The sequence below is a fragment of the Vulcanisaeta sp. EB80 genome, from assembly GCF_002078205.2.
In genome coordinates, this window is sequence record NZ_LCWN02000003.1 from 18061 (window position 1) to 44606 (window position 26546).

General features: G+C 44.7%; 31 protein-coding genes. 11 read left to right on the forward strand and 20 right to left on the reverse strand.

Translation table 11 applies throughout. The annotated features are described in order from the left end of the window. Positions 1–131 precede the first annotated feature (131 nt). The 4 genes from B7L70_RS01095 to rrp41 all read right to left on the reverse strand — a co-directional run bounded on the left by B7L70_RS01095 (position 132) and on the right by rrp41 (position 4084). Entirely contained in the window at positions 132–1595 is a 1464-nt protein-coding gene (locus B7L70_RS01095) for a carboxypeptidase M32 (RefSeq protein ID WP_081226064.1), read from the reverse strand. A gap of 43 nt (positions 1596–1638) precedes the next feature. Then, positions 1639–2301 (reverse strand): YraN family protein, encoded by a 663-nt coding sequence (locus tag B7L70_RS01100; protein ID WP_081226065.1) that lies wholly within the window; start codon positions 2299–2301, stop codon positions 1639–1641. A 106-nt stretch (positions 2302–2407) separates the two neighbouring features. After that, complete coding sequence (rrp42, locus tag B7L70_RS01105; RefSeq protein WP_081226119.1) at positions 2408–3259, reverse strand: exosome complex protein Rrp42; 852 nt, start codon at positions 3257–3259, stop codon at positions 2408–2410. A 93-nt stretch (positions 3260–3352) separates the two neighbouring features. Further along, on the reverse strand, positions 3353–4084 hold the full coding sequence (gene rrp41, locus B7L70_RS01110; RefSeq protein ID WP_081226066.1) for an exosome complex exonuclease Rrp41: 732 nt from the start codon (positions 4082–4084) through the stop codon (positions 3353–3355). A gap of 61 nt (positions 4085–4145) precedes the next feature. On the opposite strand from rrp41, the gene B7L70_RS01115 reads away from it, so the two are divergent. Together B7L70_RS01115 and B7L70_RS01120 are read left to right on the forward strand one after the other, a co-directional pair. Continuing rightward, the gene (locus tag B7L70_RS01115) at positions 4146–4613 is read left to right on the forward strand and encodes a GNAT family N-acetyltransferase (protein WP_081226067.1); all 468 of its coding nucleotides are present in this window, start codon (positions 4146–4148) and stop codon (positions 4611–4613) included. Between the two features lie 102 nt (positions 4614–4715). Further along, positions 4716–5261, forward strand: a complete 546-nt coding sequence (locus B7L70_RS01120; RefSeq protein ID WP_081226068.1) for a hypothetical protein — start codon at positions 4716–4718, stop codon at positions 5259–5261. A gap of 178 nt (positions 5262–5439) precedes the next feature. Here B7L70_RS01120 and B7L70_RS01125 read toward each other — a convergent pair whose 3' ends face one another. Next, positions 5440–6525, reverse strand: a complete 1086-nt coding sequence (locus B7L70_RS01125) for a hypothetical protein (RefSeq protein WP_081226069.1) — start codon at positions 6523–6525, stop codon at positions 5440–5442. Between the two features lie 140 nt (positions 6526–6665). Here B7L70_RS01125 and B7L70_RS01130 point away from each other — a divergent pair, with 140 nt between their 5' ends. After that, positions 6666–7850, forward strand: coding sequence for a glycosyltransferase (locus tag B7L70_RS01130; RefSeq protein WP_081226070.1), 1185 nt, complete (start codon positions 6666–6668; stop codon positions 7848–7850). Positions 7851–7920: 70 nt separating this feature from the next. Here the strand turns inward: B7L70_RS01130 and B7L70_RS01135 are convergent, their stop codons facing one another. After that, on the reverse strand, positions 7921–9000 hold the full coding sequence (locus B7L70_RS01135; RefSeq protein ID WP_081226071.1) for an AAA family ATPase: 1080 nt from the start codon (positions 8998–9000) through the stop codon (positions 7921–7923). Continuing rightward, positions 8966–9238: a hypothetical protein gene (locus tag B7L70_RS01140; protein WP_081226072.1), complete on the reverse strand. Its 273-nt coding sequence runs from the start codon at positions 9236–9238 to the stop codon at positions 8966–8968. Before B7L70_RS01140 ends, B7L70_RS01135 begins: the two co-directional genes overlap by 35 nt. Positions 9239–9328: 90 nt before the next feature. Between B7L70_RS01140 and B7L70_RS01145 the strand changes: the two genes are divergently transcribed. The 3 genes from B7L70_RS01145 to B7L70_RS01155 all read left to right on the forward strand — a co-directional run bounded on the left by B7L70_RS01145 (position 9329) and on the right by B7L70_RS01155 (position 11866). Then, positions 9329–9829: an HIT domain-containing protein gene (locus B7L70_RS01145; RefSeq protein WP_081226073.1), complete on the forward strand. Its 501-nt coding sequence runs from the start codon at positions 9329–9331 to the stop codon at positions 9827–9829. Between the two features lie 14 nt (positions 9830–9843). Then, the gene (locus B7L70_RS01150) at positions 9844–10743 is read left to right on the forward strand and encodes a hypothetical protein (protein ID WP_081226074.1); all 900 of its coding nucleotides are present in this window, start codon (positions 9844–9846) and stop codon (positions 10741–10743) included. A gap of 64 nt (positions 10744–10807) precedes the next feature. Continuing rightward, positions 10808–11866, forward strand: coding sequence for an acetoin utilization protein AcuC (locus tag B7L70_RS01155; RefSeq protein ID WP_081226075.1), 1059 nt, complete (start codon positions 10808–10810; stop codon positions 11864–11866). A gap of 129 nt (positions 11867–11995) precedes the next feature. Here the strand turns inward: B7L70_RS01155 and B7L70_RS01160 are convergent, their stop codons facing one another. Together B7L70_RS01160 and B7L70_RS01165 are read right to left on the reverse strand one after the other, a co-directional pair. Beyond that, positions 11996–12136 carry a DNA-directed RNA polymerase subunit P gene (locus B7L70_RS01160; RefSeq protein WP_081226120.1) on the reverse strand — a complete coding sequence of 47 codons (141 nt, stop codon included), beginning with the start codon at positions 12134–12136 and terminating at the stop codon, positions 11996–11998. A gap of 130 nt (positions 12137–12266) precedes the next feature. Then, positions 12267–12788 (reverse strand): nicotinamide-nucleotide adenylyltransferase, encoded by a 522-nt coding sequence (locus B7L70_RS01165; protein ID WP_081226076.1) that lies wholly within the window; start codon positions 12786–12788, stop codon positions 12267–12269. Positions 12789–12869: 81 nt separating this feature from the next. Here B7L70_RS01165 and B7L70_RS01170 point away from each other — a divergent pair, with 81 nt between their 5' ends. Next, positions 12870–13844 (forward strand): acyl-CoA thioesterase, encoded by a 975-nt coding sequence (locus B7L70_RS01170; RefSeq protein WP_081226077.1) that lies wholly within the window; start codon positions 12870–12872, stop codon positions 13842–13844. Here the strand turns inward: B7L70_RS01170 and rrp4 are convergent. The 4 genes from rrp4 to B7L70_RS01190 are packed head-to-tail and all read right to left on the reverse strand — an operon-like array spanning position 13831 to position 16971. Beyond that, positions 13831–14562 (reverse strand): exosome complex RNA-binding protein Rrp4, encoded by a 732-nt coding sequence (gene rrp4, locus B7L70_RS01175; RefSeq protein WP_081226121.1) that lies wholly within the window; start codon positions 14560–14562, stop codon positions 13831–13833. The genes B7L70_RS01170 and rrp4 overlap by 14 nt on opposite strands. Positions 14563–14609: 47 nt before the next feature. Next, on the reverse strand, positions 14610–15308 hold the full coding sequence (locus tag B7L70_RS01180) for a ribosome assembly factor SBDS (protein ID WP_081226078.1): 699 nt from the start codon (positions 15306–15308) through the stop codon (positions 14610–14612). A gap of 48 nt (positions 15309–15356) precedes the next feature. Next, positions 15357–16115: an ABC transporter gene (locus B7L70_RS01185; RefSeq protein WP_081226079.1), complete on the reverse strand. Its 759-nt coding sequence runs from the start codon at positions 16113–16115 to the stop codon at positions 15357–15359. After that, on the reverse strand, positions 16102–16971 hold the full coding sequence (locus B7L70_RS01190) for an ABC transporter ATP-binding protein (protein WP_081226080.1): 870 nt from the start codon (positions 16969–16971) through the stop codon (positions 16102–16104). The genes B7L70_RS01185 and B7L70_RS01190 overlap by 14 nt, the downstream gene beginning before the upstream one ends. A gap of 59 nt (positions 16972–17030) precedes the next feature. Between B7L70_RS01190 and B7L70_RS01195 the strand changes: the two genes are divergently transcribed. Together B7L70_RS01195 and B7L70_RS01200 are read left to right on the forward strand one after the other, a co-directional pair. Then, positions 17031–17567, forward strand: coding sequence for a 30S ribosomal protein S4 (locus tag B7L70_RS01195; protein WP_081226081.1), 537 nt, complete (start codon positions 17031–17033; stop codon positions 17565–17567). 166 nt (positions 17568–17733) lie between these two features. Beyond that, complete coding sequence (locus tag B7L70_RS01200) at positions 17734–18918, forward strand: hypothetical protein (protein WP_081226082.1); 1185 nt, start codon at positions 17734–17736, stop codon at positions 18916–18918. Positions 18919–19047: 129 nt separating this feature from the next. Here the strand turns inward: B7L70_RS01200 and B7L70_RS01205 are convergent, their stop codons facing one another. From B7L70_RS01205 to B7L70_RS13815, 5 genes are all read right to left on the reverse strand, one after another. Continuing rightward, positions 19048–19779: a DUF1614 domain-containing protein gene (locus B7L70_RS01205; protein ID WP_081226083.1), complete on the reverse strand. Its 732-nt coding sequence runs from the start codon at positions 19777–19779 to the stop codon at positions 19048–19050. 95 nt (positions 19780–19874) lie between these two features. Then, complete coding sequence (locus B7L70_RS01210; protein WP_238376026.1) at positions 19875–21146, reverse strand: nodulation protein NfeD; 1272 nt, start codon at positions 21144–21146, stop codon at positions 19875–19877. A gap of 71 nt (positions 21147–21217) precedes the next feature. Next, positions 21218–22048 (reverse strand): slipin family protein, encoded by an 831-nt coding sequence (locus B7L70_RS01215; RefSeq protein ID WP_202908657.1) that lies wholly within the window; start codon positions 22046–22048, stop codon positions 21218–21220. 104 nt (positions 22049–22152) lie between these two features. Beyond that, positions 22153–22413, reverse strand: coding sequence for a hypothetical protein (locus B7L70_RS13810; RefSeq protein ID WP_238376027.1), 261 nt, complete (start codon positions 22411–22413; stop codon positions 22153–22155). Positions 22414–22501: 88 nt separating this feature from the next. Next, entirely contained in the window at positions 22502–22651 is a 150-nt protein-coding gene (locus tag B7L70_RS13815) for a hypothetical protein (protein WP_238376028.1), read from the reverse strand. A 130-nt stretch (positions 22652–22781) separates the two neighbouring features. Here B7L70_RS13815 and B7L70_RS01225 point away from each other — a divergent pair, with 130 nt between their 5' ends. Beyond that, complete coding sequence (locus tag B7L70_RS01225) at positions 22782–23327, forward strand: phosphoribosyltransferase (RefSeq protein ID WP_081226085.1); 546 nt, start codon at positions 22782–22784, stop codon at positions 23325–23327. A 19-nt stretch (positions 23328–23346) separates the two neighbouring features. On the opposite strand, the gene B7L70_RS01230 is transcribed toward B7L70_RS01225, so the two are convergent. Next, positions 23347–24972 carry a radical SAM protein gene (locus B7L70_RS01230; protein WP_081226086.1) on the reverse strand — a complete coding sequence of 542 codons (1626 nt, stop codon included), beginning with the start codon at positions 24970–24972 and terminating at the stop codon, positions 23347–23349. A gap of 142 nt (positions 24973–25114) precedes the next feature. Here B7L70_RS01230 and B7L70_RS01235 point away from each other — a divergent pair, with 142 nt between their 5' ends. After that, a complete protein-coding gene (locus tag B7L70_RS01235; protein ID WP_081226087.1) occupies positions 25115–25837 on the forward strand; it encodes a hypothetical protein in 723 nt (240 codons plus the stop codon). Here B7L70_RS01235 and B7L70_RS01240 read toward each other — a convergent pair. After that, complete coding sequence (locus B7L70_RS01240) at positions 25805–26530, reverse strand: phosphoglycolate phosphatase (protein WP_081226088.1); 726 nt, start codon at positions 26528–26530, stop codon at positions 25805–25807. The genes B7L70_RS01235 and B7L70_RS01240 overlap by 33 nt on opposite strands. Positions 26531–26546: the final 16 nt, after the last annotated feature.

Below are 26546 nucleotides of genomic sequence, written 5' to 3' on the forward strand. Positions count from 1 at the left end.
CTTTCGTGGACTCTCACGGACCTGAAACCTCCCCTTAACGCCCAATTAACCCGGCATTAACATTACCTTCACTCACGAACGCACTCCTTAAACTTAAAATGAAAATTGAAACTACCCTTTAATGCAGTTGCTTAACCCAGGTATTTCTCACGTAGATAATTAAGTAGGTAATCGGGGTTATAGGCATCATTAAACGAACGCATCAACAACTCCTTGGGTGAGTATATCGCACCGTACCTACAAACCTTGTCCCTCAGGAACTCCTTAATCTCGCTAAACCTCCTACCAGCCACCTTATCTCTAAGCTCGGGCAGCTTCGCGTAGATCATGCCGGCGATGACGTTGCCCAGGGTATACGTCGGGAAGTAACCGAATGATCCCTGGGACCAGTGGATGTCCTGTAGGACACCCTCAGCATCATTCTTAGGCCTAACGCCGAGGTACCTATCCATGAAGTCATCCCATAGGGATGGTAAGTCAGACACGTCGAGCTTACCCGCAATTAATCCCTTCTCAATTTCGTATCGAAGAGCAATATGGAAGTTGTACGTCACCTCATCAGCGTCAACCCTAATTAAACTTGGTCTAACTATGTTAAAGTATTTGTACACATCCTCCTCGCCGTAATCCTTAAGGAACGGAAGCCTCTCCCTGAGTAGTGGATATATTATGTGGACGAACTCCCTACTCCTACCAATCACATTCTCCCAAAACCTCGATTGCGATTCGTGGACACCCATTGAGACACCACGCCCAACCGGTGTCATTTCGAGGTTTGGATCGATCATTAGCTCATACATTGCATGGCCACTCTCGTGTATTACCGAGAACATTGTCGCCCTGAAGTCCTTACCCTCATACCTGGTAGTTATCCTTACGTCATTCACGGACATTCCTATGGTGAATGGATGCGCAGAAACATCCATCCTAAACCTGGTGCCCACGGGCATCTCCAGAATCTTCAATAACTCCTCGTTGACTGCTTTCATGACGTTCACATCGTAAGCCACATCCTCAAGTGGGTGCTTATCGGGGTACCTACCCTCACTCCTGATCTTATCTAAAATCGACTTTAGGTTGGGGAGCAATTTATTGAAGACCTCGTCGGCATCATTTACCGTGAAACCCTCCTCATAAAGGTCCAGGAGTGCGTTGTAAGGGTGTCCCTCGTAACCAAGCTTATCCGCAATAACCCTCTCCAGCTCAACAATCTTTGTTAGGTACGGCTTAAACTTCTCGAAATTCGACTCCCTCCTAGCCTCTCTCCAGACAACCGCGGCCTTTGTCGTAGTCCTATCCAACTCCTCAAGTATCTCCGGGGGTATCGACGTGTAGTACTTCAACTCCCTCTTTAGAACCCTTATGACTCCCTTCTCAACATCATTGAGATCCCCTGAACCTTCGAACTTCTCAACCAAATCTTTAAGCCTGAGTAGATACTCCCTGCGTATTAACGTTAAATGCGCCAACGCCTCACCACGTGCGGAGGCGCCCTCCGTAGGCATGTTAACCTCTAAATCCCACTCCGCTAGAGCTCGTGCGTGGTCGATGGCCCATACGGGTTTATAAGCCCTTAGTAAGTCATCGATCTTCATTAACCTAAATGATTATGGGGGACTTAATTAAGTATTTTATTTTCTAGTTTCTAATCTCCTCCCTATTGCAGGAGTTCATCAATAACGCCACCAGATTATAAAGCCTGATGGCTGTCTTTAACTTACTTAATGATAAGTTACCAAGGCCTAACTCCCTCTTAACGTCACCTATTAGGGCACCACAATCATCACCACCAACATTCAGCTTTGCACACACGCAATTCCAATCACCGCACTCGAGTATCGCACCCATGATCGACCTAACCCTTTGATCGCACGACTTTGTTGCCAGGGTAAACATTGTGTTTATCAAATCACCAATTGCTTCATAAATCACGTTCTCCACGACAGTCCTTAATTCATCCACAGTCAACACCACGGCCTCCTCAAGGTTTATCACAGAGACCCCCAGCTCGTCTGCCAATGCCTTACTAGAATCATTACTAAAGCCCCTAGATACGATTAGGGGTTTTGCGTTAAGGACCTTTGCATTAACGTAGGCCTGCCTCACAGCGCTAACGTCTACTTTTCCTGATTTAACCTCAACAGCGTACTTAACGCCAGAACCGTCCTCAGCAACGATGTCGACCTCACCGACTTCCACATCATTTACAACAACCTTAACGCGCCTACCAAGAACCTTATACCCAAGTCTACTTAACAACTCAGCGACATAATCCTCAAACCTAGCGCCGACATTGGCCATTGGATACAGTGCGCAAACCCTATTAATTAACCTTAATAATAATGATGCGTTGGTGAAGACGGTACTGCAGCGCTGAGTATTATGATGAGACCGCTGATTACAGATCCTAGAGCCTCAGTTCCGTTGATGGATTCTTCATGGCATTTATAATCAAATCCTTAAGCTTAAAGTACTGGTTAATGGAATCATTGATCATATAATTAATTTCATCCTTCGTGAACGCACCAATAACCTTTTGTATAGCTACCACATTACCACCGGCCACACCAATTACGTACATCCCGTCGGATAAATTCTCCTCCTCACGTGTAGGATCAATGATTATTATGTTCCCCATCTTTACGTGAGTTATAGTTAATGGCATCTTATCGATATTGAGGGAAAGTTGTGTTCTATTACTCCTATCAATCCTTAATATATTGCCTGCAGGGTCAAGCTCAACCTTAGGTAATGCAGTGCTCATTAAAGCCGCCACAGCTGCGATTGTGGCTGCATCCACGAGGTTCCCGTCATGGTTGAGTACGTAAATGTCAACCCATAGGAACCAGGCATGCTTGCCTGTAACTATTGACAATGACTTGAAATCCAAAAAGCCGCTATGCCTTATTGCCCTATCGACTATCCTGGCTATCTCTATGGAGTTTTCATCAGGAGGTCCTGGCTCCACGTCTGGAGATGCGGTTGGTGCTATTTCGAGGTTCACAATCAACGCACCCTCATCAGGCGTGTCCTCAAAGGGCTTGCCCACCTCGACCTTAACTCCAGCTATTACTTTTGTATTACCGAGAGATACTATGGAGCTTCCATCTGCCGTTTTAACAACATTCACATTAATGCTCAACTCCCTATAACTACCCAAACCCCTACCATCAATCCTAACACCTTGCTCCACCATCTTCTTCATAATCTCCTGCTTAAGCCTCGGAATAACGCCTCTTTCCTGTGTTACGCTCAGCATCAAATCCATGTAACCCAAGGGTCTTTATTTAATTATTTTGTTTCTTAAAAGACCCAACTTAGTCCCTTTACTTGGTAGTGTTCATTTAAGGGATTAAAGTGTCGAGGCCTCCACGTACTTGCCCTTAAGGGTCTCCTTTTGAAGCTTATATATCTGCTCAGCAGCCTTAAACGCCAAGTCAATGGCTTGAGTAACCTCGCTAGGTGACCATTCACCATCAGCTTGCATTAGGGTTATTAGGCCGCGGCCGTACATTATTGCGAAGGGCATGTCGCCCTCACCATATTGATCCTCGAGTTGGTTTAGGTCTACGACTATCGTGCCCTGAACCTTACCTATTGAAACACCAACCAATAGATCCCTCATGGGTATACCTGCGTCAGCCAGGGCAAGCGATGCGGCGGATATCCCAGTCACCCTGGTGCTACCGTCTGCCTGTAGAACCTCTATGTAAACATCGATAGTAGTCCTTGGAAATCTCTCGAGGAGTATTGCAGGCTCCAATGCCGTCCTAATAACCTTCGATATCTCTATCTCCCTCCTCGATGGTGTTGGGCTTTTCCTACCCTCAGATGTACTGAATGGGGCCATGTGATACCTAACCCTTAGTATCGCCTTATCAGGTAATTCAAGGTGTTTCTGTGGAACCTCCCTGGGTCCATAGACCGCGGCAAGTATCACAGTGTTTCCATAGGCAACCAATGCGCTACCCTCGGCATTCTTTATCACACCAACCTCCATCCTAACCGGCCTATGCTCATTGGGTAACCTACCATCACTCCTCCTACCATTAACCAACAATGGTACTGGTGGTTGCTTACCCATTGCCCTCTATAAAACCTGGGGGTAAAAGTATTTTAAGGATTAGCCAGAGGTGTTTGTTTGTATGGTTACGATTAGGGAAGCCCGAGAGAATGATGTGGAGGGCCTCGTTGATCTCGTGGTCAGGTTAAAACGACTAAACAGCGAGTTCGACCCCCTATTCAGCGCTAGGAATGATTGCGCAGAGCGTACAAGGGAATATTTAATATCAGCCATTCGTGACAATAAGAATCACCTAGTCCTTGTAGCCGAAGATGCTGGAAAAATCGTTGGTATCCTTAAGGCAGACATTAGGGAGCGATTGTTTTACTCGCCAACAATCGAGGGGGCCATAGTTGATTTCTACGTAATGCCGGAATATAGACGTAAGGGCTTGGGTAGGCAAATACTTGATAAGGCAATAGCGATACTTCGTGAGAGGGGCGCCCAGTTAATAACGGCCGAATTCCCAACCCAAAACCAAATAGCCATAAACTTCTATAATAAAATGGGATTTAGACCTCTTGTGAACATCTACGCAAAGGAGACATAACTCCCTAACCCCAACCTTAATAATCATATCCTCCCTTTTTAATAAGCTCGAGTTAAGCACGAATGCGATAATAATAAATTAAGTCTAGGGTTTGTTATTGTAGTGAGGGAGCCCTTACCTATTCACGCAGAGGGTTTCTTTGTTATGGGTATTGATGGTACCGTGAACCAAGTTACTATTTTTGAGTATCTTGATGAGGGTGGTTATTACAGGAGATTAATTAAGGATAGGGAGGCATTACTAAAGGAGTTGAGGGTGGTTATGGAGAATATGCAGACCTTCCTGGATGAGGAGGTTATTAAAATAAATGGCGAGAGGGTTGGGGCTAGAGTCCTTGATGTAACCCTTGGCTTCAGGGGATCCCTCGATAGACCTTACCTCGAGTTTTACATACGATTCAGAGGAACCCTTAAGCCAGGCATCAACAAGTATGAAGATTTCTATGAGGAAGAGGTTGCCGAGTATGATTATGAGATTAATTGGATATTCCCATCGAATTTTAAGGTACTCGATTATGATTTTGCAGGGGAGGGCTATGTATTAGGCTCAGGCAATATACTTAGGCTTATTGTTAAGAAGGGATTGAAGGTAGGTAATTACGAAAGCATAACTTTTGAAGTACCAGGTGAGGCAGTTAGACAGGACTAGGGATTAATATGATTATGATATTGTATAAAAACAATTCGCAGATAGGCAAAATTGTGGGATTGCGAAATTATCGAGAATCATTATTATTCACAATTAATTGCTAAGGCCGGGCCTGGTTTTGTCTAGTCTTCTCGATCACGTGATTGTTAAATTGTGGTTGATAATGTCGTTCATTGCATTAAGGTAGATCAAAAACTCTCGCGATCCAATCGCCCATTTTGTTACCAACCATTACATAGACTTTCAATCTCGAGCATTCACCCTTTATTACCATTGGTACCGCAATGATGCTGAATACGAGGTTATTACTTCTCATGAGCTTCGTGCTCACCGGCTCGAGCTTATCCACAGTCTCCCTGGCCTTAGGCGCATAATTATTACCTGTGATTATGAAATCACCGACTAAGGCGCCCACGGGTTTATTGCCCTGCATTATTAATGCATAATCGCCAACAATCTGCGTGCTCATTGAGCTTAGGTTTACGGTAACGTCAACATCGTTTAGAAGCCCGACCATATGGAAGCCTTTGCTATTTAATAAGTAATTGAATATAGTAACGACCAGGTCCATAGCACAACCCTTAACTGGCTCTATGTCATTAAGGCAATTGCCACTTCTTAGGTAATTTTTGATGCCCCTTACATAACGAAGGCACTTAAACTCATCACTACCCATTATGATCTCTAATAAGTTGCTTGTGTAGTTAATCTCATCCCTCCTAGTTAATCCGAGCACTCTAATGGCTTCATCTGTAGGAACACCGTCCGCCAGCCTCTCGATTGCCTCCCTCAGTGCGCAGTTCTTAATGGCTATTTTATATAATAAGCTGGGTAATTCGGGACCACCCTCGATTATTGCCTTACCTAACTCCCTAGCCTCTTCCGTCAAACTGCCCTGTCTCCAAAGACCCAGGGCTGACAGTGTTGGTACAATGACCCTATAATTTGATCTACTGAGTCCGTGGGAGTCTAGGTAATCCATCAACCCCTTCATTGGATCCTCATAATTATTTTTAACGAGGTATGCCAATATGTCAAGGAGCCTCGTAACCTGTAGTCTTATGTACCAACCCCTCAATGTGCAATTGCTCGGTTCCAGCGTTTCTGTGCTATTCCTGGTGGTTAATGCATCCTTTATCTCATTACTCAATATGTTAATTATTTCATCTATGTTTCGTGCTCTCGATATTCTTGTTGACCCCTCGCCCTCAATGATCACTTGGTACTCATCACCATCCTGAATAATCCTAATGCTCAAATCCATACTCATTAATTTATGTTCCAGGTTATTTAAAATGCTCATTTTGTACGGTTGCAAATATTACCTGTTACAATCAATGGTTTTCCGTGGGTGGTCTACCGTAATAAAAACACTTAATAAACTTAAATATAAACGCCCATAGTATGTTAGCTAGTACAATTACCTTGCTAGAGGCATTAGTTTTAATAGGTACGGTGTTATGGATAACGCAATACTCAATATCAAGGAGGGCCCATGCTTATGAAAGACCATCATCAGTAAATCAACAGATTAATCAGCTACCCAAGGTTTCAATAATAATCCCAGCCTATAGAGAAAAGAGGCAGAGTATCGAGAAAACCCTAGACAGCCTTTCATCGCAGAATTATCCACGGAATTTCATGGAAGTCTTAGTGGTCGTTGATAGGGATGACGTGCACACATTAAATGAAACATTAAAGGCTGTGGAAACGTTCCTAAATTCGTTAAATATCAAGGTGATAATCAACGAGAATGCAGGTCGTAGGCTCAAGGCCATTGCAATAAATAATGCCATGAAGCACGTTAGTGGCTCTATAGTGGGTATTTACGATGCCGACGACGTATTCCCAAGGGACCAGGTGCTCAATGCGGTGTTGCTGATGATGGAGAAGAACTACGCCGCGGTGGGTACTAGGGTCTATAGGTTTAGGAATACGGTGCTTGGAAGCCTGATGTACCTGGAATCCCTGGTTTGGTATAATGCGATTGTACCATTCCTCAGGACAACCGTAAAGATAACGCCACTGTCAGGTGAGGGTTTGTTCATAAGAAGGGATGTTGTTACCTCAATACCCGAGAGCTTGGCTGAGGATGCATTATTGTCGCTGGAGTTATCACGTAGGGGTTATGGGATTGGGCTCCTCGATTCTTACGTGTACGAGTTAGCCCCATTAAATATAGCTAGCTTCATAAGGCAGAGGATTAGGTGGAATAAGGGTTACGCGCAGAATTTCCTGTTAATACTTAGGCAGGGGGTTCGGGCTGGTTACGTACTTAGGATTTTCGTAATGTATGTCCTGATAGCACTACCCCCAGCCCTGTTGATAATTTCCGCGGTGGGTTTCGCTACCGTGGTTTACATGACTATTATTGTTAAGGCATTCACCATGGATGTTATCTACCAATTAATACTGGCGATACTACTATCGGAGCTCGTGGTTTTATACCTAATCAGGGATTACGTGCATGAAAGTATGAGTATGGGTAGAGCCTTTGTACTACTACCCATCTACTGGTTCCTACTGGGGACAGTAACAATAACATCGCCCTTCATACCCATTAACAACTGGTTAAAAACAACGCGATAATCCAGACTCTATGTGTATGATTATTTCGTATGCAACCGCTCACGCCTCATCTTGGTTAACCAAAATTATACTAAATCCTAACAACATCAACACCGGCATACTTTGGTGCAATCCTACTGGTCATTATCACTTGGTAACCAATCCTCCTTGCTACATTATCGATAATCCTAACCACGTCATCAAGATCATCGCTCGTTAATCCAATGTCAATCCCGTCAATCAACAATACGGAACCTGGCGGCGTGAGTATTAATTGAACGATTACAGGGAGTAAAGACTTTAGTTTAAGACCTGCATGGTACATCGGCACCCACACATCGCCAACCCTGACATAACCCGAAATCCTCTTAGGGGCTGTGAAACCAGCCTTAACACCCCCAATACCTAGCTCCCTAATTAGGTTCATGACCTCGTTATAGATGCCCTCATACTCAGGCCTTGTACTTATGATTGAGAGTTGATGAACCGTGTATTGCCCGTCAGAACCAACGGAGTTTGTTGGTAGATCAACCGTCGTTTCGTAATCCCTCTTCCACCAACAAACCCTACCCTCACTTAGGTAATAGAACTTATCCTTAAGCATGTTTCTAAGGATGAACATTAATGCGTAGGCTCTCTTCGACGCATCACCATCGCATGACATGAATGCATCCTCATGAATAACATGTGTCGGGGTAATGCACAACCTGGCATTCACCGGATACCTCATAAAACCCTCATTACCCACCTTCTCAATAACCGCCACAACCTCATCGTTCAGACGAACCTCCTGCCTAACCCAGTAATCACTAAGCCTATAACTATAGTAATAACCAATTACCGAACCCTTACCTAACTCAAAACCGATGCTACGCCCAAGCCTCTCGCCATCCTCATCAACCTCGTAATGAACACCTACCGTAATAACCCCACTTGGATCGAGTCCATACGAAATGTCAGTCGGCTCATGAATTATCAATAAATTACCCTCAAGGACAAGCCACTCCTCACCCCTACTCTGCATCAACAACGCCAAGGCCTCCATCAAGCTAGTCTTACCTGAACCACTGCGCCCAACAATCACGGTGTTGCCTTTGAATTCCACGGATAACCCATTACCTAACCCCTTGAATCCCTTAACCACCGCCTTCACGAGCCTCGTCATGCTCATCAACCAAGGCGTAGGCTATTATTAAAAGACCACCCACATTACCCAGGTTAACATTGCTTACGTTAATACCGATCTGCATAATTTTACGATCACCAGCAGCAATGCCTAGCTCATTCAACGCCTTGCTCAATGCATCATCAAGCCTATTCAAGGCAACCTCAAGTTCCACGCCCCTGGTTAATTGACCGACGTTTACCGTCAGTGGTATGAACTTCCTAACGTGTATTATCTTAACCATCAAATCTACCAACGCCTCTAAAATAAAATACATACCTCGTATTGAGGGACGGGTAAGGTTTTATTTTTGCAGAGCGCGTGTTAGTAAGCTATGGAGGTGGTATTCACACCGTGGAGGTGGTCTTACATAAAGTCCACAAATAATAAGGAAAGCGGATGTGTATTATGTGCCTATCTACATGTCGATGATGAATTAGTAGTTTACAGAGGTAAGCGTTGTTTCATAGTCATGAATAAGTACCCATACAACATTGGGCACGTAATGGTGGTGCCCAACAGGCATGTCCCCTCAATAACAGACTTAGATAGTGAAGAATTGAGGGAATGCACAGTATTGCTAACCATGATAACGAGGGCGATAACCGAGGTCCTGGGCATTGATTATGAGGATCTCGATATTGGGATAAACATAGGCAGGGTGGCTGGAGCAGGTATTGAGGAGCACATGCACATACACATCGTGCCGAAACCATCAACCATAACCTTTAAGGATATAGACCCAAATGCCGTTGCCGAGACCACCAAGGAAGTAGCTGCAAAACTTAGGGATGCTATTCATCGTTTCATGAAGGTACACAATATAAATGCCTAATTCTCTATATAGGTGTGCCATTTACAGCTGAGCCATTTAAGACATTACTCACGGACATAGTGACGCCAAAGTATGTATTTTCGCTAATGAACTCATTAAAGTGCGGTTTACTTAGTGATAAGGATTTACCCATACTAACAATGGGCACTGGCGCCAAAAGGGCTATTGTAATTACGGGCTTTTCAGTACTTGATTATAGGATAAGCAATGCCCTAATTTATATGGTATTGAGCAAATGCGTGAATAATGTCCATGCAATACCAACATTCAGTGCATCTCAATTATCCAAGTGGACCATCAAGGTAATACCCTTCGCGAACCCATGGCCCTTTTCCTCATGGGATGTGATCCGTGGCAAGGAATCATTCTACCTCCTCGATGATGATGGAATTCCCACCAGGTACGATGCGTTGACCCTCAGGAGCAAGTATTCATTAAAGCTCCATGGCTTAATAAATGAAGTAAAGCCTGAATTGATAATAATGCTAACGGCATCCTCTGAATGGTCCATAATGACACCAAGGCCTATAAGTATTAATGGTTATGAAACCGCTGAACTAAGTCCGACTGATTTCCTAGGTCATTTTGCTCATGAGGGCTACCCAACAATAGTGATGACGATACCCCGGGAGTCAGGGCTGTATGAAATTACCCAGAGGATTATTCAATTGATTAGGGATTATAACGTGAAGTATGAGGAGATTAAACCCCTTGAGTTGGTTATTAGGGTTGATGGCGACATTAATAGCATAGCCTATATACTTAGACTCCACGGTTTTCTCATTGGTGTTGATGGTAATAAATTGATAATTAGGGCTAACGAGAAAAACCAATTCCTCCTAAACTCCCTGATAGATAATAATTTGATTGAGCATTATTTCAACGTAGAGATTCTAGAAGTCCGTCTTCAATAATAACTCTGACCAACTCCTCAGAGAAACATTTAATTATTACTCTATATTGGTATATGATTTAATTATGGAGAGAATTGTGCTCTCATATTCGGATAAATACCTGAACTACAATTTCGGCGCATGGCATCCCTTTAAGCCGTATAGGGAACAGAGACTGATTGAACTTATTAAGGAACATGATTTACTGAACACTTACGTAGACATTGTAGAACCCGAACCTGCATCAGATGAGGAATTAATGCTCGTTCACACAAGGGATTATATAGAGTATGTAAAGAGAGCTAGCGAGACAGGTTTAGGGTACCTGGACTACGGCGATACACCAGCCTTTAAGGGTGTTCATGAGGCTGCAGCGATTAGGGTTGGTGGTACATTATTAGTTACTAAGCTTGTCAATGAGGGTAAGTACGTACATGGCTTTAATCCAGGTGGCGGTTTTCACCATGCAAAGCCCAACGAGGCTGCGGGCTTCTGTGTATACAACGATATAGCCATTGCAGTTAGATGGCTCAGGAGTCATGGGGTTAGGCGTGTGGCGATTCTCGACGTTGATGTTCACCACGCCGATGGCACCCAGGAGGTTTTCAACAATGAGGATGTCCTGCTCATATCTACCCATGGTTATGATGGACGCTTTTACCCAGGGACTGGTTGGATTGATGAGGATGGGGTTGGGCAGGGTAAGGGGCTTAAGGTGAACATACCATTACCTCCACGCACGGGAGATGATATATACTCAATAGTTATTGATGAGATCATAAAGCCCATGCTTGAGAGATACTCACCTGAATTCCTAGTTATTCAATTCGGTGTGGATGCCCATGTAGATGATGAGTTAGGGATACTTAACTTAACCACTGCATCATACATTAAGGTGCTTAATACGGCACATGAGGTGGCTCATAAATACTCAAATGGAAAGCTTGTACTGACAGGCGGTGGTGGCTACAATGTTTGGAATACCGTCAAAACCTGGTTCCTAGCTATTATTCAACTCACGAATCCAGAAATGCTGAATAAATATAGTGAGTACATGGATAAGGAATCATCAACAACACCTGGACGGTATTACGAGGAGGCATTGTACGTAATAGATGCTGTGAAGGAAAGATTTGGTTTATAGCGAATGCCACGCAGTTAAAATCAATACTGATAAAACGACTTAGTATTGAAATTATTAGGTACATCCTAACCAAAATTGCTTCACCGCTTACGGTTAATTAAATGATATCTCGATTTCCTTTAGAGGGCATCATTCAATATGCGCGATTCTCTTTGTTTGGAAGGACCTTATCTTAATTATTATCCTGTATCCGCAGTATGGGCAATGGACGCCTGGTGTTATCATGTCCTCAAGTGAAAATACCCTACCGCACTTGAGGCACATATACATCTTCCTGCCGGTAACTTCGCCGCCTGCCTCGCCTTCCTCAGTTTGTGCGGGAACATTGGCTGGTGCTTCCTCACCACCTTCCTCAAAGAATTCCTCGCCCACGTATGGCGATTAGTTAACCCCTATAAATTTATTTTCTGATTCCTAGTATTGACCTAATTCTCTCTTCAGCATTTATCCTGCTCAATACAGGTAATACGCCAGTGGCGACTAGGCTTTGCCACGATTTATCGCCACTGGCCATCAACTCCCTAATCCTGGTACCGCTATAAACCTCCTTGTTGAAAAGTGGTGTATTTAGTACCTTAACCCCACCAAACTCCAGGCAAAGCCTCGTAAATTCATCGTTCGTATAAGCCACATCGAATGAGGGACATTGTTCACGTACATAGGCATACCATAGGGCAGAGTCTCCCTTGGTGTCGGGTACGGCACAGTACACGACTTTATTCAGTAAATTTAGTTCCTTAAGCATTGAGTAAAGCATCTCAATCCTCTCACCAACGGTGAATGGGTTCCTCGGTGTGAATGATTCATTAGCTGAGCCAATGGCCACCACAACCTCCTCATGTCTACCCAACAACCACTTAATGACCTCCTCATGACCCCTATGCAGTGGCTGGAACCTACCGATAAAGAGTGCCCTTGCCACGCATCAATACTATAAGGTGATATTTTATTCATTACCCACCATAGCATTACCTTTAAAGCTAAGTCATTAAATCATCCGTATATGGTTAAGATTAAGGATACCGAGGTAATGTTAGTGGAGGCGGTAGAACCCTTCGATATTAACCCACTAGGTAACTTGTTCGGTGGTAGGATGCTTGAGTGGATGGCGAACATAGGCACGGTGGCGGCTACACGATTCTCAAGGGGGCCTGCAGTATTGGCATTCCTCGATAGGCACTTCTTCATAAGGCCGGTCAGACTTGGTGAGTTCGTAACACTTAAGGCTAGGGTTGAGTATGTAGGGACTTCATCGATGGAGGTTAGGATAGAGGCTTGGAAGGAATCTCCAGGTGGTAGACAGGCATTGGTTACCATAACGACGGCATCCTACGTGGCTGTTGACGAGTATGGCGTTCCAAGACCCATTAATAATAGGCTCGAACCCGACACCAATGAGAAGGAGATATTTGAGGAGGCTAAGGCTAGGTATGAGGATAGGAAAAGGAAGATCGAGGATAGGAAGACGAGGAGGTTTGACGTTACAGACCCCACAATCGGCCTTAGGTGGCGTGCTGAATCAAGCCGTTGGGCAACACCTTCAGATGCCTTCGTGGGAAACCTTGTATCCGCAGGTAGATTATTGGCATGGCTTGATGAAATAGCTGGATTGTTAGCCGCGAGATACTCAGGTGGCGTAACTGTGACCGGTTCAGTCGATGAAACCGCATTCTATGCACCAATAAGGGTTGGGGATATAGTCACGGTCAGGGCTGGAATATCATATGTTGGTAAATCCTCAATGGAGATCCTGCTGGACGTTATTGCCGAGGGCGCCTATGGGCAGGCTAGACATGTGTGTACGGCATACTACACGTACGTCCATGTCGACAATACGGGTAAACCAGCGCCTGTTCCTGAGTACGTGCCTAGTAATGATTATGAGAGGAAGTTATTCATGGAGGGTGAAGCAAGGAGGCGCATTAGGGATGAAGAACTTGCTAAAGTTAAGAAAAAATGGGTGATCAATGAGGACTGATAGAAGGCACTGAAATCTTCTTATTAGCCCTGTACTGAGACACTATTGACCTAACCCTATCCGTCAACCCACTGGTATGGCTCTCTGCCTCTATGAACTTTATCATCCTTGCCGTGAAGGACTCGTCAGCGGGATCCTTACACCTAACCCATATCCTCCCATTCTGCCCCACCGTCACATCGCAATTCAACTCCTCACTGAAAATGCCAACCATGGAACCCCTCCTACCAATAACCCTAGCTACCTTGCTGGCGTCTATCTCAACCAAGGTGCCGCCCTCAATCCTACCGAGCCTAGCCTCCTTGAGTGTTAGCGTGACTGGCGTATCCTTCGTGAGGTTGAAGTCTATTATCCTCGCCAAAACCACATCACCAATATTCAAAAGGCTCTTTAGGTCGACCGACGTTAGGTCTATGGGCTTAAGCGTAGCCTCTTGAACGGGTAGGTATGCTTGGTACGGGGAGTTTATATCCACGATCCAACCCGTCAGTCCTATATCAATGATGTACCCAATCACAACATCACCAATCCTGGGCTTGTAAATCCCGCTTAACGGTATGACCTCAACATCCCTTTCACCCTTGACGTTTATTAGCCCGACTACGGCTGAGTACGCAACATCACCATCCCAATAAATACTACCACCTACGTTGTAATCCCTAGTAGCTATTGCATCTCCCGGAAGTACTATCTGCCTATCACTCACGTAAAGGGGCATCACGAGTACAGTTTGACTCCTAGATTTAACTTTTAATCCCGGTGGTATTACGAAGTCGAGATTATCTTAACATCGCCAGAACCGTGCGTTAACTCATTCACCTTAGCAATAACGGTATCCTGAAGCCCAGCAGGAACCTCTAACTGCATCACCAGCGACCCATCACCCTCAAATCTCTCCTTAACTACCCTACCCATCCTGGCTAGGTTGCTCCTAACCTTATGGGCATGCTCAGCGGGCGCCCTAATCTCGAGCACGCTAACGGCAACCTTTAGGGGCAAAACCCTCTGTAAAGCCTTTATAATCGCATTAACCTGCTCCTCAACGGGTTTGAACGGGTCTATTGCCACATCCACCTGCTGCATTGCGGCCTCAACCCTCTGGGGTGGCACTGGAGTCTTTGTCCTGGTGTCAATGCAGTTCCTACTTATCCAATCAATTATCTGCTTCCTCTTCTGCTCAATGAGCCTTCTCCTCTGATCAGCTGTTAATGGTAACTCGCCATTCTTAACTATGAACTCCGCAACCTTCCTGGGATCAGTTGTCTTAAAAACCCTCATCAATGATTCCTCACTGGCCCTGAGACCCTTCCTCGCGTCCTTATATATCGTGTCTGTTATCAACACCTTATCAATACCAATGGGTTTACCAAGCCTCATCTCCAGTGCGGCATCTGGGTCAACCAGTATCTCGAAGACGTAGCCCTCCTTCTCATACCTAGCAATCACATAGTTCCTCTTACTCATAATGATAAAGTTATAGATTGGGAAGTTTATAATCCTTTCAAGCAACACTCATGAACTCCTCCACCTAGCGACTCTCATTACCAAAACTGTGCCTAACAAGCACCAGGTAACCTCAGACAAGTAGGCCAGGTTCACCTGCAGCGGTGAGTAATGCACCACACCAACCGCATCCTGTATTATTAAGGCACTTGACGAGGTTGGCACAAGATACGCCAACCACCACATGCGACCTAAATAAATGGCTGGATAGTAAACAGGCGGTAGGATTCCCAAAACCAGCGTTAACAGGCTTGCGATGGCCCAGATATACCTTATGTAGGTAAATAACGTTGATGAGTAAAAGGCAAGCGCAGACACGGAATACCATAGGAGCACCAGGGATAATGCAATTCTAAGGGCCTCCCATTGATCAACAGGTGTGACAACCGTAAATAATACAGCAAATAGAACAATACCTGGTAATGTAAATACAACCTCACTCAATGCCAGTCCTACCGTGTAAGCCAGCGGGTTTGTTGGGGTGGCCACTATCATTTGCTGAAACTTAAGCTCCAACCTATAGTAGGCTGCGTCACCAATTAATGCAGTACCACTCGAGAGCATGGACCACACTAAACCACCTACAATACCCATCACTAAGCCGATACCTCTATATAAGACGGTTAATAAAACGAGAAGGGAGATCGGCATTGCAAGTGTTGATATTGTCCAAAGCGGTGACCTCATGATCGGTAATAGACCATTTAACCAAGCCAGAACCAATATAGCCCTTAATTGATGCCTTAGACCACCCCTAACCCTCTTCACGCCCCTCACCCCAGGACCTTATCGTAATAAGTACATAATGCTCAAGGGACTTTGGCGAAACCCTAAGGGCTCCTTCACGAATCTCATTGAGTGATTCAACGAAGGCAAGGCATGAATCACCAACCCTAATGCATGAGTCACTATTGATTGTTGCTGGGTACTCAACAACGTATTTACCAGGTAAGCTCTCAACAAGCCCCCTAGGACTTCCCCTAGCCACTATCAGGCCATTATCGATTAGGAAGACCACGTCAGATATCAACTCAGCCTCATCTATGTAGTGCGTGGTTAGGAATATCGTGGCCCCACTACTACTATAGCGCCTAAGCGAATTCCACACAACCCGCCTGGAGACCGCGTCGAGACCGACTGTTGGCTCATCTAGAAATATGACCTCGGCATTTGAGGCTAGGACAGCCGCAACCAAGACCCTCCTCATCATGCCACCCGATAGTTGATAAATGGGCGTTTTCCTAACATCCCAAAGACCTAGCTCCTCCAGCGAGTCTCTAACAGCCCTCCTAGCATCAATCCTAGGCAAACCTCTCAGGAGTAGGTATGAGTATACGAACTCGTAAGGCGTCATGTAAGTTATAGGCCTCGCATCCTGAGGTATTACTGCTATTCTACGCCTAACCTCACCTGCCTGCCTAACTACGTCATAACCCACAACGTAGGCTTCACCACCATGTGGCATGAGCTCCGTGGTTAATATCCTAATCAGTGTCGTCTTTCCTGCACCATTTGGACCGAGTAGTGCGGCTATCTTGCCGTAATCAATCTCCAAATCGATGCCCCTTAGCACCTCCTTATCTCCAAAGCTCCTCCTTAATCCTCTCACAAGTATTGCCTGCATTACAACCCATTAACTGCAAGGTACAAATTTAAAAAGGGTTACATACCTCTACAACCTGGATGGGAGATCCGAAGAAATCTAGAAAGAAGTACCTTGGTGGTAAGCCCAGGAGGCTATGGAATAGGCAGTTGCTTGAGGAGGAGCTTAGGCTAATTGGTGAATATGGGTTGAGGAACAAGAGGGAGCTATGGATTGCCAAGGCAATGCTTAGGGAAATAAAGCATAGAGCCAGGTCGCTTCTCTCGATGCCTCCGGAACAAAGGGCCGTACTCGAGGCGGCATTTAAGGCAAGGCTCTTTAAGGCGGGGTTCCTGCCGGAGCAGGACATACCGCTGGATGCCGTGCTGTCACTAGACGTAAGGGCAATACTGGACAGGAGACTGCAGACCATAGTCTATAGGAGAGGCCTTGCTAAGACAATTTATGAGGCCAGGCAATTAATAGTTCACGGGCACATAGCTGTGGATGGAAGGGTCGTTAAGTCACCAGGTTATTTAGTGCCTAGGGAATTGGAGGATAAGGTGACCTACTCAATAACAAGCCCAATACTCAAGCGATTATTAACCCAGCAAACACAGAGAGGTACGGCTCAGTGAAAGCTTTAGCGAGGACATGAGCGGTCTATCTATTATGCATTAATGCTTCATTATTAATCCGTGCAATACCTCCTTACGAATAGGCAGCAACACCAATTTTTGGGCTGAATTAATCCATCCAGTGCCATGGTAGTGCCTTATTAATTATTTTGGGTTAGAATTACTGATGAAGACCAATGCAGGTTCACTATCGACTATAGTGGCTGGAGTCCTTGTGCTAATTACAATGGTTATTGGCATACTTATTGGCATAACCGCACTATCTATGGTAACGACACTAGGTAGTGTAACTGCGAATCACGTCAAAGAGGTTGGTGTGGAGTCAGCCATGTACAGTGGCTTGATAATTCAGGGTAATGAGTTGCTTAGTACGAAGGGTTCCATCACCATAATAGGCGCAATAACGCCTGAGGGTTTTACCTGGATTAATAAAACCACGCAGCTTTATATGACCAACTCCTCAGAACCAGAACTGCTATTGACAAACGTTGGCCCAGTTCTATTAGACCCAGTACAGATAGATGCCGGTGACCAAGCAACCCTAACAAATCCAGTGGCTAATTACCTCTGGCATTGGGTAGATGCTGTGGTAACGACAGCCCAGGGACAAAAACAATATAGCGGCGTCATTGTAAGTCTCGGTAATGGGTATTACCTACTGAGCGTGGATCCTAACTACGTTGTTGGCCCACTGACAGGCACCAATGCGTATATAACGAAAGACCTGGGCATTGGGGCTTGGGGTTGTGAAGCGATGTACGGTTTTATTTCTCCTGGTAATGGCTGGGAAACAATATGCCCATCACCACCGGGGGGTCCAATAACAACGTCTGTCTATGGCGGTTACTGGCCGCAAATAGAAATAACAAGTGTTAATAGTACGGCTATTGAATTAACAATAACGTTCCTACAAGGGACAAGCTTCATAAGAGTACCGCAGTACTTCTCGCTATATGTACTGAGCCAGGGTAATCCTGGATGGCTAAACGTGGTGTGCCAGGGACAGCACTTATTAACCCAGATACCGAATCCAAACCCACCCTACAACCCACTACCGGCACCTAATAATTGCACCTTCGACATGGCATGGATACACTACCAATATCAACAGGGATCAGCTTGCTACAATGGTGGCTGGATTTGGTGTACCCTAACAAATTCAGTGACTTACAATGTAATAATGAACTTAAATGCGCAATCAACAGGTAGCTATTACCTGGTAATGATAGTGACGTACCCACCTGGAAACCCAAGCCAATGGTTCGCTTGGAACATAACAGGGACAAAATTAGGTTATCCAACCTGGTTGGATACGCCTGGACAGCCCGCCAATGTTTTAACACCTCCTTAGCCCTGGGGTCCGCAATTCAATGGTTTTATCCGAAGAAATTAGAATCAGCTCGCAAGGTTTCTTCACCATGCTCCGGAGACCTGTAATTCATCACAATGCCAGGTTAATACCTTGGGTTAAAAACTATTCCTAAATGAAAACCCTATAGAGCGATGCAAGCACTAGTGATGCAAGACCTGTAATGTATATGCCATCGAATACACCTGCACCTCCAATTGCCACATAACCCCTCATTGATCGTACAACCCTCCCTATATTTAGTAAGTCGGCACCGATCAATGTAGATAATGACCCTAGGCTATACGAGAAACCTAATGGGTTTGCGTGAAATAGTATTGTGGCTATCAACGTGAATGTTAAGGTTAGCAGTACCGGTAGCGCTGTTGGCAGGGCAACTCCAATACCAGGTATTACCCTTGAATCAAGCCAATTGATGAATGATGAGATGATTAGTGATATGATGAAGAGCGCCATTACGGCGGTATTATTAATTAAGTAAGTCAGTATTAGGTATATCGACACGGCTACTGGTATTATTGCACCACCAACATTCAATTCTATGAATAACTTATCAACCCTCTGCATGACTATTGGTATCGGAAATAGCTTCATGAAATCGCCAAACGGCGCAAATGGTGTGTAATACGTTATTTCAACAATTGTGACATTAATATAACTAGTGAGTAAGGAGCCAAGGGTTAATGTTAATGCAAGTAATGGGTTTACACCTATACTAACCAGGACTAAGAATACGAATAATAACAATGGCGATATCAATAGAAAACCAATAAAGAGTATTAAATGAACCGGTAACGAAAATCTCACGCCAAGCCTAGGCCTTACCTGATACTCAACAGGCATTACTGGCAAAGGGTTACGCATTGAATTAATAAACGTAACTAACCCATTGAGTAAAGCCATTAGATAAGTTAAACACCCCTGAAAATATTCCAGGACTAGCTCAGGGGCTTCACAACAAGTACATCGCCTTCAACACCAACTATGAAGACCTTGGACCCCCTCTTGACATTATCAAGAGCCCTTGCCTTCCAGTACTCACCCCTGACCTTTACATAACCAATGTCATCCTTATTAATGTCGTCAACGGCAACCCCCACGTCGTTAATGGGCCAATAAAGCCTCTCGGATAAGGGCCTGGTTCTTATTATGCTTATAACCTTTGCCGCTATGAATCCACCAAAACCACCAGCAAAGGCAACCAGTGTATATAGCACTATCCTTGCCTCAACCTGATTAGCTGCTATTAACCATGATGGAGCCGTATAGGTTGGCTGAAGAAGGACTATGCCTAGCGCCGTTAGAATAATCCCTGCTATGAACAAAGCCGCATGCGTTGTGAAGCCCGCATGCACATCTATTGCAATGGCTGCCAAACCAATTATTAATAGGGCTAGGCCTAACCAATTAATTGGTAGCCCAATAAGTAATGGTATCAGGAGTAGTAATACGCCGACACCAGCTAGGTAGTAATGCCTCGTTGCGAAGCCTATTATAGCTAACAGAAGCCCAAGCCCGCTCAGTAGGTTCTGTATTACGGAGTTTGCCAAAGTCTCATATACCTGGAAACCAATGCCTGGTTGGTAATACGTAATCACAGGATCCACTACATAATACGTTACACCATTTATTGTGCTCCCATTTATCTCACTCAGTAATGACGGTATGTCGTTAGCTATGAAGTTTATGACACCATACCTAAGCGCCTCGTGCGGCCCCAAGTTCGTGTTGTAGAAAACACAGTCATGGGCAAACGTTGCATTTCTACCCCTAAATTCCGCAACCTCAACGAAGTACTGACTGATCGCGTTTAGGATCTTGCTTTCGTTTATGAAGATCTCCTGCCCGGTTATTGGGTTTATCTCCACGGGTTGGCAGGACCCTATCACGGTGCTCGGCGCCATGGCGGCTATCGTAGTCGATAAAAGCACGAGGGTACCCGCAGACCACGCGTAGGAACCCGTGGGGTATACAAAGCCTATGACTGGTATGCTCGAATTCTCGATTGCCGAAACAATGTTTAGCGCCGCCTCAAGCTCACCACCTGGCGTTTTAAGTAGTACTAGGAGGGCGGAGTTTGGTGTTGACTCGGCAAGTTGCAGTGCATTCTCAAGTTCCGTGTACGTCGTATCCGTAATCTCGCCATTTAGGCTGAAAACATATACCTCATGAATAACGTAATTACTGCCACTAACCGATGCACGAGTCATCAGGGATAGGGATAAGATAATTATTAATGCGATTATGATGGTTCGCACCAACTTCATAACCATATTAAACCCTACTGGGTACTTGTCCCTGAACCTTCCTGTGAGCGCTTAAATACGGAGGCTGCCAACGCTGATAGGGAAGTAACCTCCAGGGAGCTTGGTACTACGAGTATTAAATTATGCTCCTTGGCAACCTCCAACAACGTATCCAGTTGCCTGAGGGATAACGATATCGCATTCTTGGCATAGGTCTCAGCAGCCTTAAGGTACATTTGTGAAGCTTCATAATCCGCCTGGGCAAGGATGACCTTAGCCCTCCTCATCCTCTCAGCCTCCGCCTGAGCAGCCATTGCCCTGACCAGGGTGTCCGGCAACTTTATATCCTTAATAGCCACGGCTGTGACCTTGACACCCCATGGGCTAACATGCTCATCGATTATTGAGGCAATCTTCTTAGCCACCTCCTCCCTCTGCGTTAGGAGTGTATCTAGGTCAACCATGCCTATGACATCCCTTAAAACGGCCGCTCCTAGGGTTACAGTAGCACTTCTATAATCTGTCACGGAAAGTACCGCCTTTGACGCGTCTATCACTCTCATGTAAACAGCGGCATCAACTGTAACCTCAACATTATCCTTAGTCAAAGCTCTCTGGCTCGACAAATCTATGGATAGGACCCTAAGGTCTATCGTTATTGGCCTATCGATTACCGGAATAATGAAGACAATACCAGGGCCATAAATACCCTTAAACTTACCAAGTCTCAACTTAACAATCCTTTGGTATTCAGGCACAATCCTTATTGAGTATGCTAGGATTGCTATAATTATTATCAATAATATTATCGCTAACACGGTCGCCAATATTATCGCGCCAATCTGAAGGGGCAACTCCATTAACATTAATACAGAGTATGGAGGCATCTATATAAACCTAACCATTAGGTGCACTTACAATGGGAATCAATGATTATTAACATGTAGAATCATGAAATTAAAATTAAATCCTAAACTCCCAATCTATCCTTAAGGTAATCACTAAGTATTATCAGCACTAAACCCAGGATTAGCAGGGTTACTCCAACACCAAAGATGTAAAGTGGTTGGTAAGCTTGGCCAGTGAAAACATAGATAATGTAGTTCTGATCCGCATATGCACATGCTGATCTACCGAAAACCTCAATACTCCCGGATACCGCTGGTGTTATGAATACGCTTGTTGGACCTATTGGAATAAAACTCCCATAGGTCACGCTTGACCCATTCATGTAATATATACGTACCTCAATAGATACCAAAAGGACTCTCTCTAAATGATTAACTAAATCATTAACCTCATTACCACTTAATGACGCATTAATTACCCTGCAGTACTGTTAGGCATGTGGTGGCGTTTACGTTATTATAGGATACTGATGATACCTGGTGCGCATAGTACATTAGTATGGGTGATACTACGATTAATATAGCACCGAGGTACATAAGGACTACGTACTTATTAACCATAGTTAGAAATAACAACTAGGCATGTACTAAAAACCTTCTTGATTACTGAACGAGAACTTCAGCTATTGCCTATTCTTATTAAAGTTCATAAAACAATTGGTTTATAAAGCCACCCTTACTACGATTCATAATGGCGGATTACCATCGGTATAGATGGGAGGATATTGAAAACGGAATCCTCAAGCTTGCTCAAGATATCCTGGTGAGTGATTATCAGCCAAGCGTCGTAATAGGAATATCAAAGGGCGGTGTTATCCTGGCATCCCTAATCTCGGACATACTCAACGTACCGGTTGACCTAATGCAATTGACGCACTGGGGCTTTGGTAAAGCCGAGGGCCAGGTAGTAATTAAGCATAGACCATCCCTCAGTATTAATGGACACGATGTGCTCTTAATAGATGATGTGAGCGATACAGGTATGACCTTAATGACCGCTAGGGATGAGTTATACAGGCTTGGCGCCAGGAATGTTAGGACTGCGGTTCTTGATTACAAGGCCCTCTCCAGTAGGTATGTACCCGACTACTACGCCTATAAATGGACGAGGTGGGTTTACATAATATACCCGTGGGAGAACTTTGAGGCTTACAAGAACCTTAACTCAATTGATGCAAGGACCGTATTTACAAGGCATGAATTAGTGAAGATGCAGGAATTAATGAGAACAAAATAAGTTAGTGAACCTTTATCCCTTACTCCTCCGATGAATTGAAAAGCTCGATTAGTTTGGGCGCCTCAACCTTACTTACGAGCCTCTTGTTCGTGATTTCAGCGGCTATTTGATCCAACCTATCATAGAGCGCCCTGACCTTCTTCTCCACATAGTTTATGAAGTAGTTGACCGCAACCCTAACGGGCCAGTATTGCGGACCCTTTAGGTAGAAGTGGTTCACAATGTCCTTAGCCCAGTAAATGCTGTGTTCAAACATTTTCTTTAGGAGCTCTATGTGCTCGGGCATTAGGTTGTACTTTATTATCCAACCATCCTTCTCAGCCCTTATGTGGTTCATCGGTACGTAGAACATGGGAACCACCAAGCTCCTATACGGCCTTATCCTATCAAGGAGCTCTATAGTCTCCATAACGTCGTCGGGTGTCTCGCCAGGAAGGCCGACTATGGCTGTCAACGCCGGTATAAGCTTTATCTCATGCATAATGGCCAGGGATTCCTCAACCACGTCCCACCAATCCTCAATCTTAAACGGAGCAGCCTTGCCAGGCATTATAGCCTTGGCCAGCCTCCTCGAGCCGGTCTCTAGACCCACCTGGGCGCCCCACCAATCCTGGTGCTCATCCTCTATTATCTCCGCAATCTTTGTCGCAAGTCTATTGTACTTCTTCTCGGCAGCTAAAATGGAGCCTAGCGTTGTGTGGCTCCATGCCATTGTTAGGTAGTACTTCTTAACGAGTTGGTGAAGCTTTATGAGCTTGTCAGGGTTAAGCTCAACACCCACTGAACCATATAGTGGCACATCATCGGAGTGTATGAGGCCGTGTACGATGCCGTGCTTAACATGTAACTTCAACTCCTCCTCAATCTTATCCAACGGGTACCACCTGAGGGGCCTTAACGTCACTGGACAAAATGCGCAGCCTCTCGGGCAACCTCTACCAATCTCCACAAAACCGTTTACAGCAGGGTACTTGATAGTGGGTATTTCATCTATGCTTGGTGCATCATTGGGGCCAACATAAACATATCTGGGTACGGGTTCATTATCCAGGATTCTCTTAACTAGATTAACAACGAGTCTCTCACCCTCACCATCAAACACAACATCTATTCCAAAGAAACTCATGAGCTCCGGTAGATAGAGCCATTGCCAAGCCGAGGGGCCGCCGACAACGACTTTTAAACCATTCCTTTCCTTAGCCTCCATGATATAGGGCCTTATCCTCACCATGAACTTCCTAAATAAGTACGCGTTCAACGGCTCCTTACCAACTATGGCTGACCATGTTGAGGATGGTGGATTAAGTCCGAAGTAATCATGGTGGCTGAGCATGAGCACCCTTGCGTTTGGTATATACTTATGCACATGGTCGGGATCTATGATTGCGGCATTGATTCCAGCATCAATAAGCGCCGCCTCAATCTTCCTCATACCATAAGGCGCTTGGTAGGGTCTACCGTACTTATCAACCTTCATTTTAGGTGCGGCGATGTATTCGTGAATCCACTCACCCAACTTACTAAAGGGACCCACTGTAATGAAGATGGGGCCCGTTGTTACGAAGCCTAGGAATTCCTTACCGTGATAATTACTCATCATTGAACGATCTGTCGTTAGTACAACATCGTACCTTGGTAATACCATTAATGAATGCAGGGAGGCACTTCCTTTAAAAACTTTTACCACCAAGTGAGATTTTGATTAGGGTTAGTATCGATGAAGTACCGCCACATCAATCAACTAAATTATTTTTAATGGCAATATAACCTATAGTACTGGGGTTAATGTGGAGATAATACAATTGATAGGTGTCCCTAATGAGGAATTGAATAATATAGAGACCACCATTAAATGGGCAATGAAAGAGCTAGAAATACCCGATACTGATGTATTGATTTACATAACAGACGATCACAATAAGGTAAGGGAGTTGGTGGGCATGGATAAGGTAAGCCATGAGGAGTGGCCTGTAAAGTATATGAGGATTGATGATGTGAACGCAATATCAATAATACCAGGTAAATTATTGAAACTGGGCGGGGATGAAGCAGCGATAATGATACTACGGGAAGTGGCACTCATGAGGATAATGGATGATCCAGCACTCATAAGTAGGTGGAGTCCACCGCCAGATATAAGTGACCCGTTAGTGCATAGAGTTTCCCTAGCCCTACTTAGGAGGACGGTGGACTTAGTCATAGCCCAATCACAATCACTAATTCAATACCTCATTAACGCATTCAATAGGGATGAGATGAGGAACCTATTACTAACATGCGAACCAACGGTTGATTGCGCAATAGCAGCATTAGCCCTAGATGTGCCGCTGAGTATCGAGATGTCAGGTAACGTGGGTCTGGGTAGGTCATTATGGCATGATGCTTCAAAAAACGTAGATAATGGCTTTTTCAGGAAGTATGATGACTTTAGGGACTTTGTGAGAAATAATTTCAATGTCGAGAATACGTATAACTACCTATTGATGCTCTTTAGGGGAAATCTTGGGTAGATAATACTTAAGGAAATAGGCCACACCCCTACCACTAGGCCTTGGCAAAACTATCCTAGCCCTTCTCCTCAATTCATCAACTGCGTTAGAAACTGCAACGCCATAACCAACAACATCCATCACATCAACATCAGTATCACTATCACCAACATAGGCAACTTCACTGCAGGGTATACTCATTACCTCACAAAGCCTCTTAACAGCAATGGCTTTGCTGGATGACGGTGGTTGTAGATGAAGCGCATAACCGCTGTGAGAAACCCTCACCTTACCTGCTAAACCTATTTTTCTCAATTCCTCATTAACAATACTCACCAATTCCCGCGGATCCCTGGGCGCCCACAGGGTTATGTCAAACCTCCTATAATTAAATTGATAAGTGGGCTTTAGACCAGGTATTATCTTAATAAGCCTTAACGCAACCTCCCTCAAGCCCAAGTCCTCACATAATTCATACTGCTCACCCCCATACTCCAAGATGCACCCATTCTCTGCAATCAACGGAGAACCCCTGGGAAGACCTATATAGCGGGCAAGGGCTTGTGTGACGATTAAGGCATTCCCTGTAACAAGCCCAATCACGTACTTACCCACAGTCTCCTGAATAGCCTCTATGGCTTCTGGATCAAGGGCTTCCGTACTCCTATCCCTTGTTAATGTACCATCTACATCGAGAAGTATGGCCTTTATCATTCGATTAAGCAGGGTA

Bases quoted from the DNA above. Each gene is read 5' to 3' on its own strand.
- B7L70_RS01195 (WP_081226081.1), top strand. From the start codon at position 17,031: ATGGGAGATCCGAAGAAATCTAGAAAGAAGTACCTTGGTGGTAAGCCC.
- B7L70_RS01215 (WP_202908657.1), bottom strand. From the start codon at position 22,048: ATGTTAATGGAGTTGCCCCTTCAGATTGGCGCGATAATATTGGCGACC.
- B7L70_RS01155 (WP_081226075.1), top strand. From the start codon at position 10,808: ATGGAGAGAATTGTGCTCTCATATTCGGATAAATACCTGAACTACAAT.
- B7L70_RS01190 (WP_081226080.1), bottom strand. From the start codon at position 16,971: ATGCAGGCAATACTTGTGAGAGGATTAAGGAGGAGCTTTGGAGATAAG.
- B7L70_RS01210 (WP_238376026.1), bottom strand. From the start codon at position 21,146: ATGACTCGTGCATCGGTTAGTGGCAGTAATTACGTTATTCATGAGGTA.
- B7L70_RS13810 (WP_238376027.1), bottom strand. From the start codon at position 22,413: ATGAATGGGTCAAGCGTGACCTATGGGAGTTTTATTCCAATAGGTCCA.
- B7L70_RS01130 (WP_081226070.1), top strand. From the start codon at position 6,666: ATGTTAGCTAGTACAATTACCTTGCTAGAGGCATTAGTTTTAATAGGT.
- B7L70_RS01125 (WP_081226069.1), bottom strand. From the start codon at position 6,525: ATGGATTTGAGCATTAGGATTATTCAGGATGGTGATGAGTACCAAGTG.
- B7L70_RS01135 (WP_081226071.1), bottom strand. From the start codon at position 9,000: ATGAGCATGACGAGGCTCGTGAAGGCGGTGGTTAAGGGATTCAAGGGG.
- rrp4 (WP_081226121.1), bottom strand. From the start codon at position 14,562: ATGCCCCTTTACGTGAGTGATAGGCAGATAGTACTTCCGGGAGATGCA.
- B7L70_RS01200 (WP_081226082.1), top strand. From the start codon at position 17,734: ATGAAGACCAATGCAGGTTCACTATCGACTATAGTGGCTGGAGTCCTT.
- B7L70_RS01205 (WP_081226083.1), bottom strand. From the start codon at position 19,779: ATGCCTGTTGAGTATCAGGTAAGGCCTAGGCTTGGCGTGAGATTTTCG.
- B7L70_RS13815 (WP_238376028.1), bottom strand. From the start codon at position 22,651: ATGGTTAATAAGTACGTAGTCCTTATGTACCTCGGTGCTATATTAATC.
- B7L70_RS01100 (WP_081226065.1), bottom strand. From the start codon at position 2,301: ATGGCCAATGTCGGCGCTAGGTTTGAGGATTATGTCGCTGAGTTGTTA.
- B7L70_RS01115 (WP_081226067.1), top strand. From the start codon at position 4,146: ATGGTTACGATTAGGGAAGCCCGAGAGAATGATGTGGAGGGCCTCGTT.
- B7L70_RS01095 (WP_081226064.1), bottom strand. From the start codon at position 1,595: ATGAAGATCGATGACTTACTAAGGGCTTATAAACCCGTATGGGCCATC.
- B7L70_RS01180 (WP_081226078.1), bottom strand. From the start codon at position 15,308: ATGAGTAAGAGGAACTATGTGATTGCTAGGTATGAGAAGGAGGGCTAC.
- B7L70_RS01170 (WP_081226077.1), top strand. From the start codon at position 12,870: ATGGTTAAGATTAAGGATACCGAGGTAATGTTAGTGGAGGCGGTAGAA.
- B7L70_RS01225 (WP_081226085.1), top strand. From the start codon at position 22,782: ATGGCGGATTACCATCGGTATAGATGGGAGGATATTGAAAACGGAATC.
- B7L70_RS01230 (WP_081226086.1), bottom strand. From the start codon at position 24,972: ATGGTATTACCAAGGTACGATGTTGTACTAACGACAGATCGTTCAATG.
- rrp41 (WP_081226066.1), bottom strand. From the start codon at position 4,084: ATGGGTAAGCAACCACCAGTACCATTGTTGGTTAATGGTAGGAGGAGT.
- B7L70_RS01240 (WP_081226088.1), bottom strand. From the start codon at position 26,530: ATGATAAAGGCCATACTTCTCGATGTAGATGGTACATTAACAAGGGAT.
- B7L70_RS01160 (WP_081226120.1), bottom strand. From the start codon at position 12,136: ATGTATATGTGCCTCAAGTGCGGTAGGGTATTTTCACTTGAGGACATG.
- B7L70_RS01145 (WP_081226073.1), top strand. From the start codon at position 9,329: ATGGAGGTGGTATTCACACCGTGGAGGTGGTCTTACATAAAGTCCACA.
- B7L70_RS01140 (WP_081226072.1), bottom strand. From the start codon at position 9,238: ATGGTTAAGATAATACACGTTAGGAAGTTCATACCACTGACGGTAAAC.
- rrp42 (WP_081226119.1), bottom strand. From the start codon at position 3,259: ATGCTGAGCGTAACACAGGAAAGAGGCGTTATTCCGAGGCTTAAGCAG.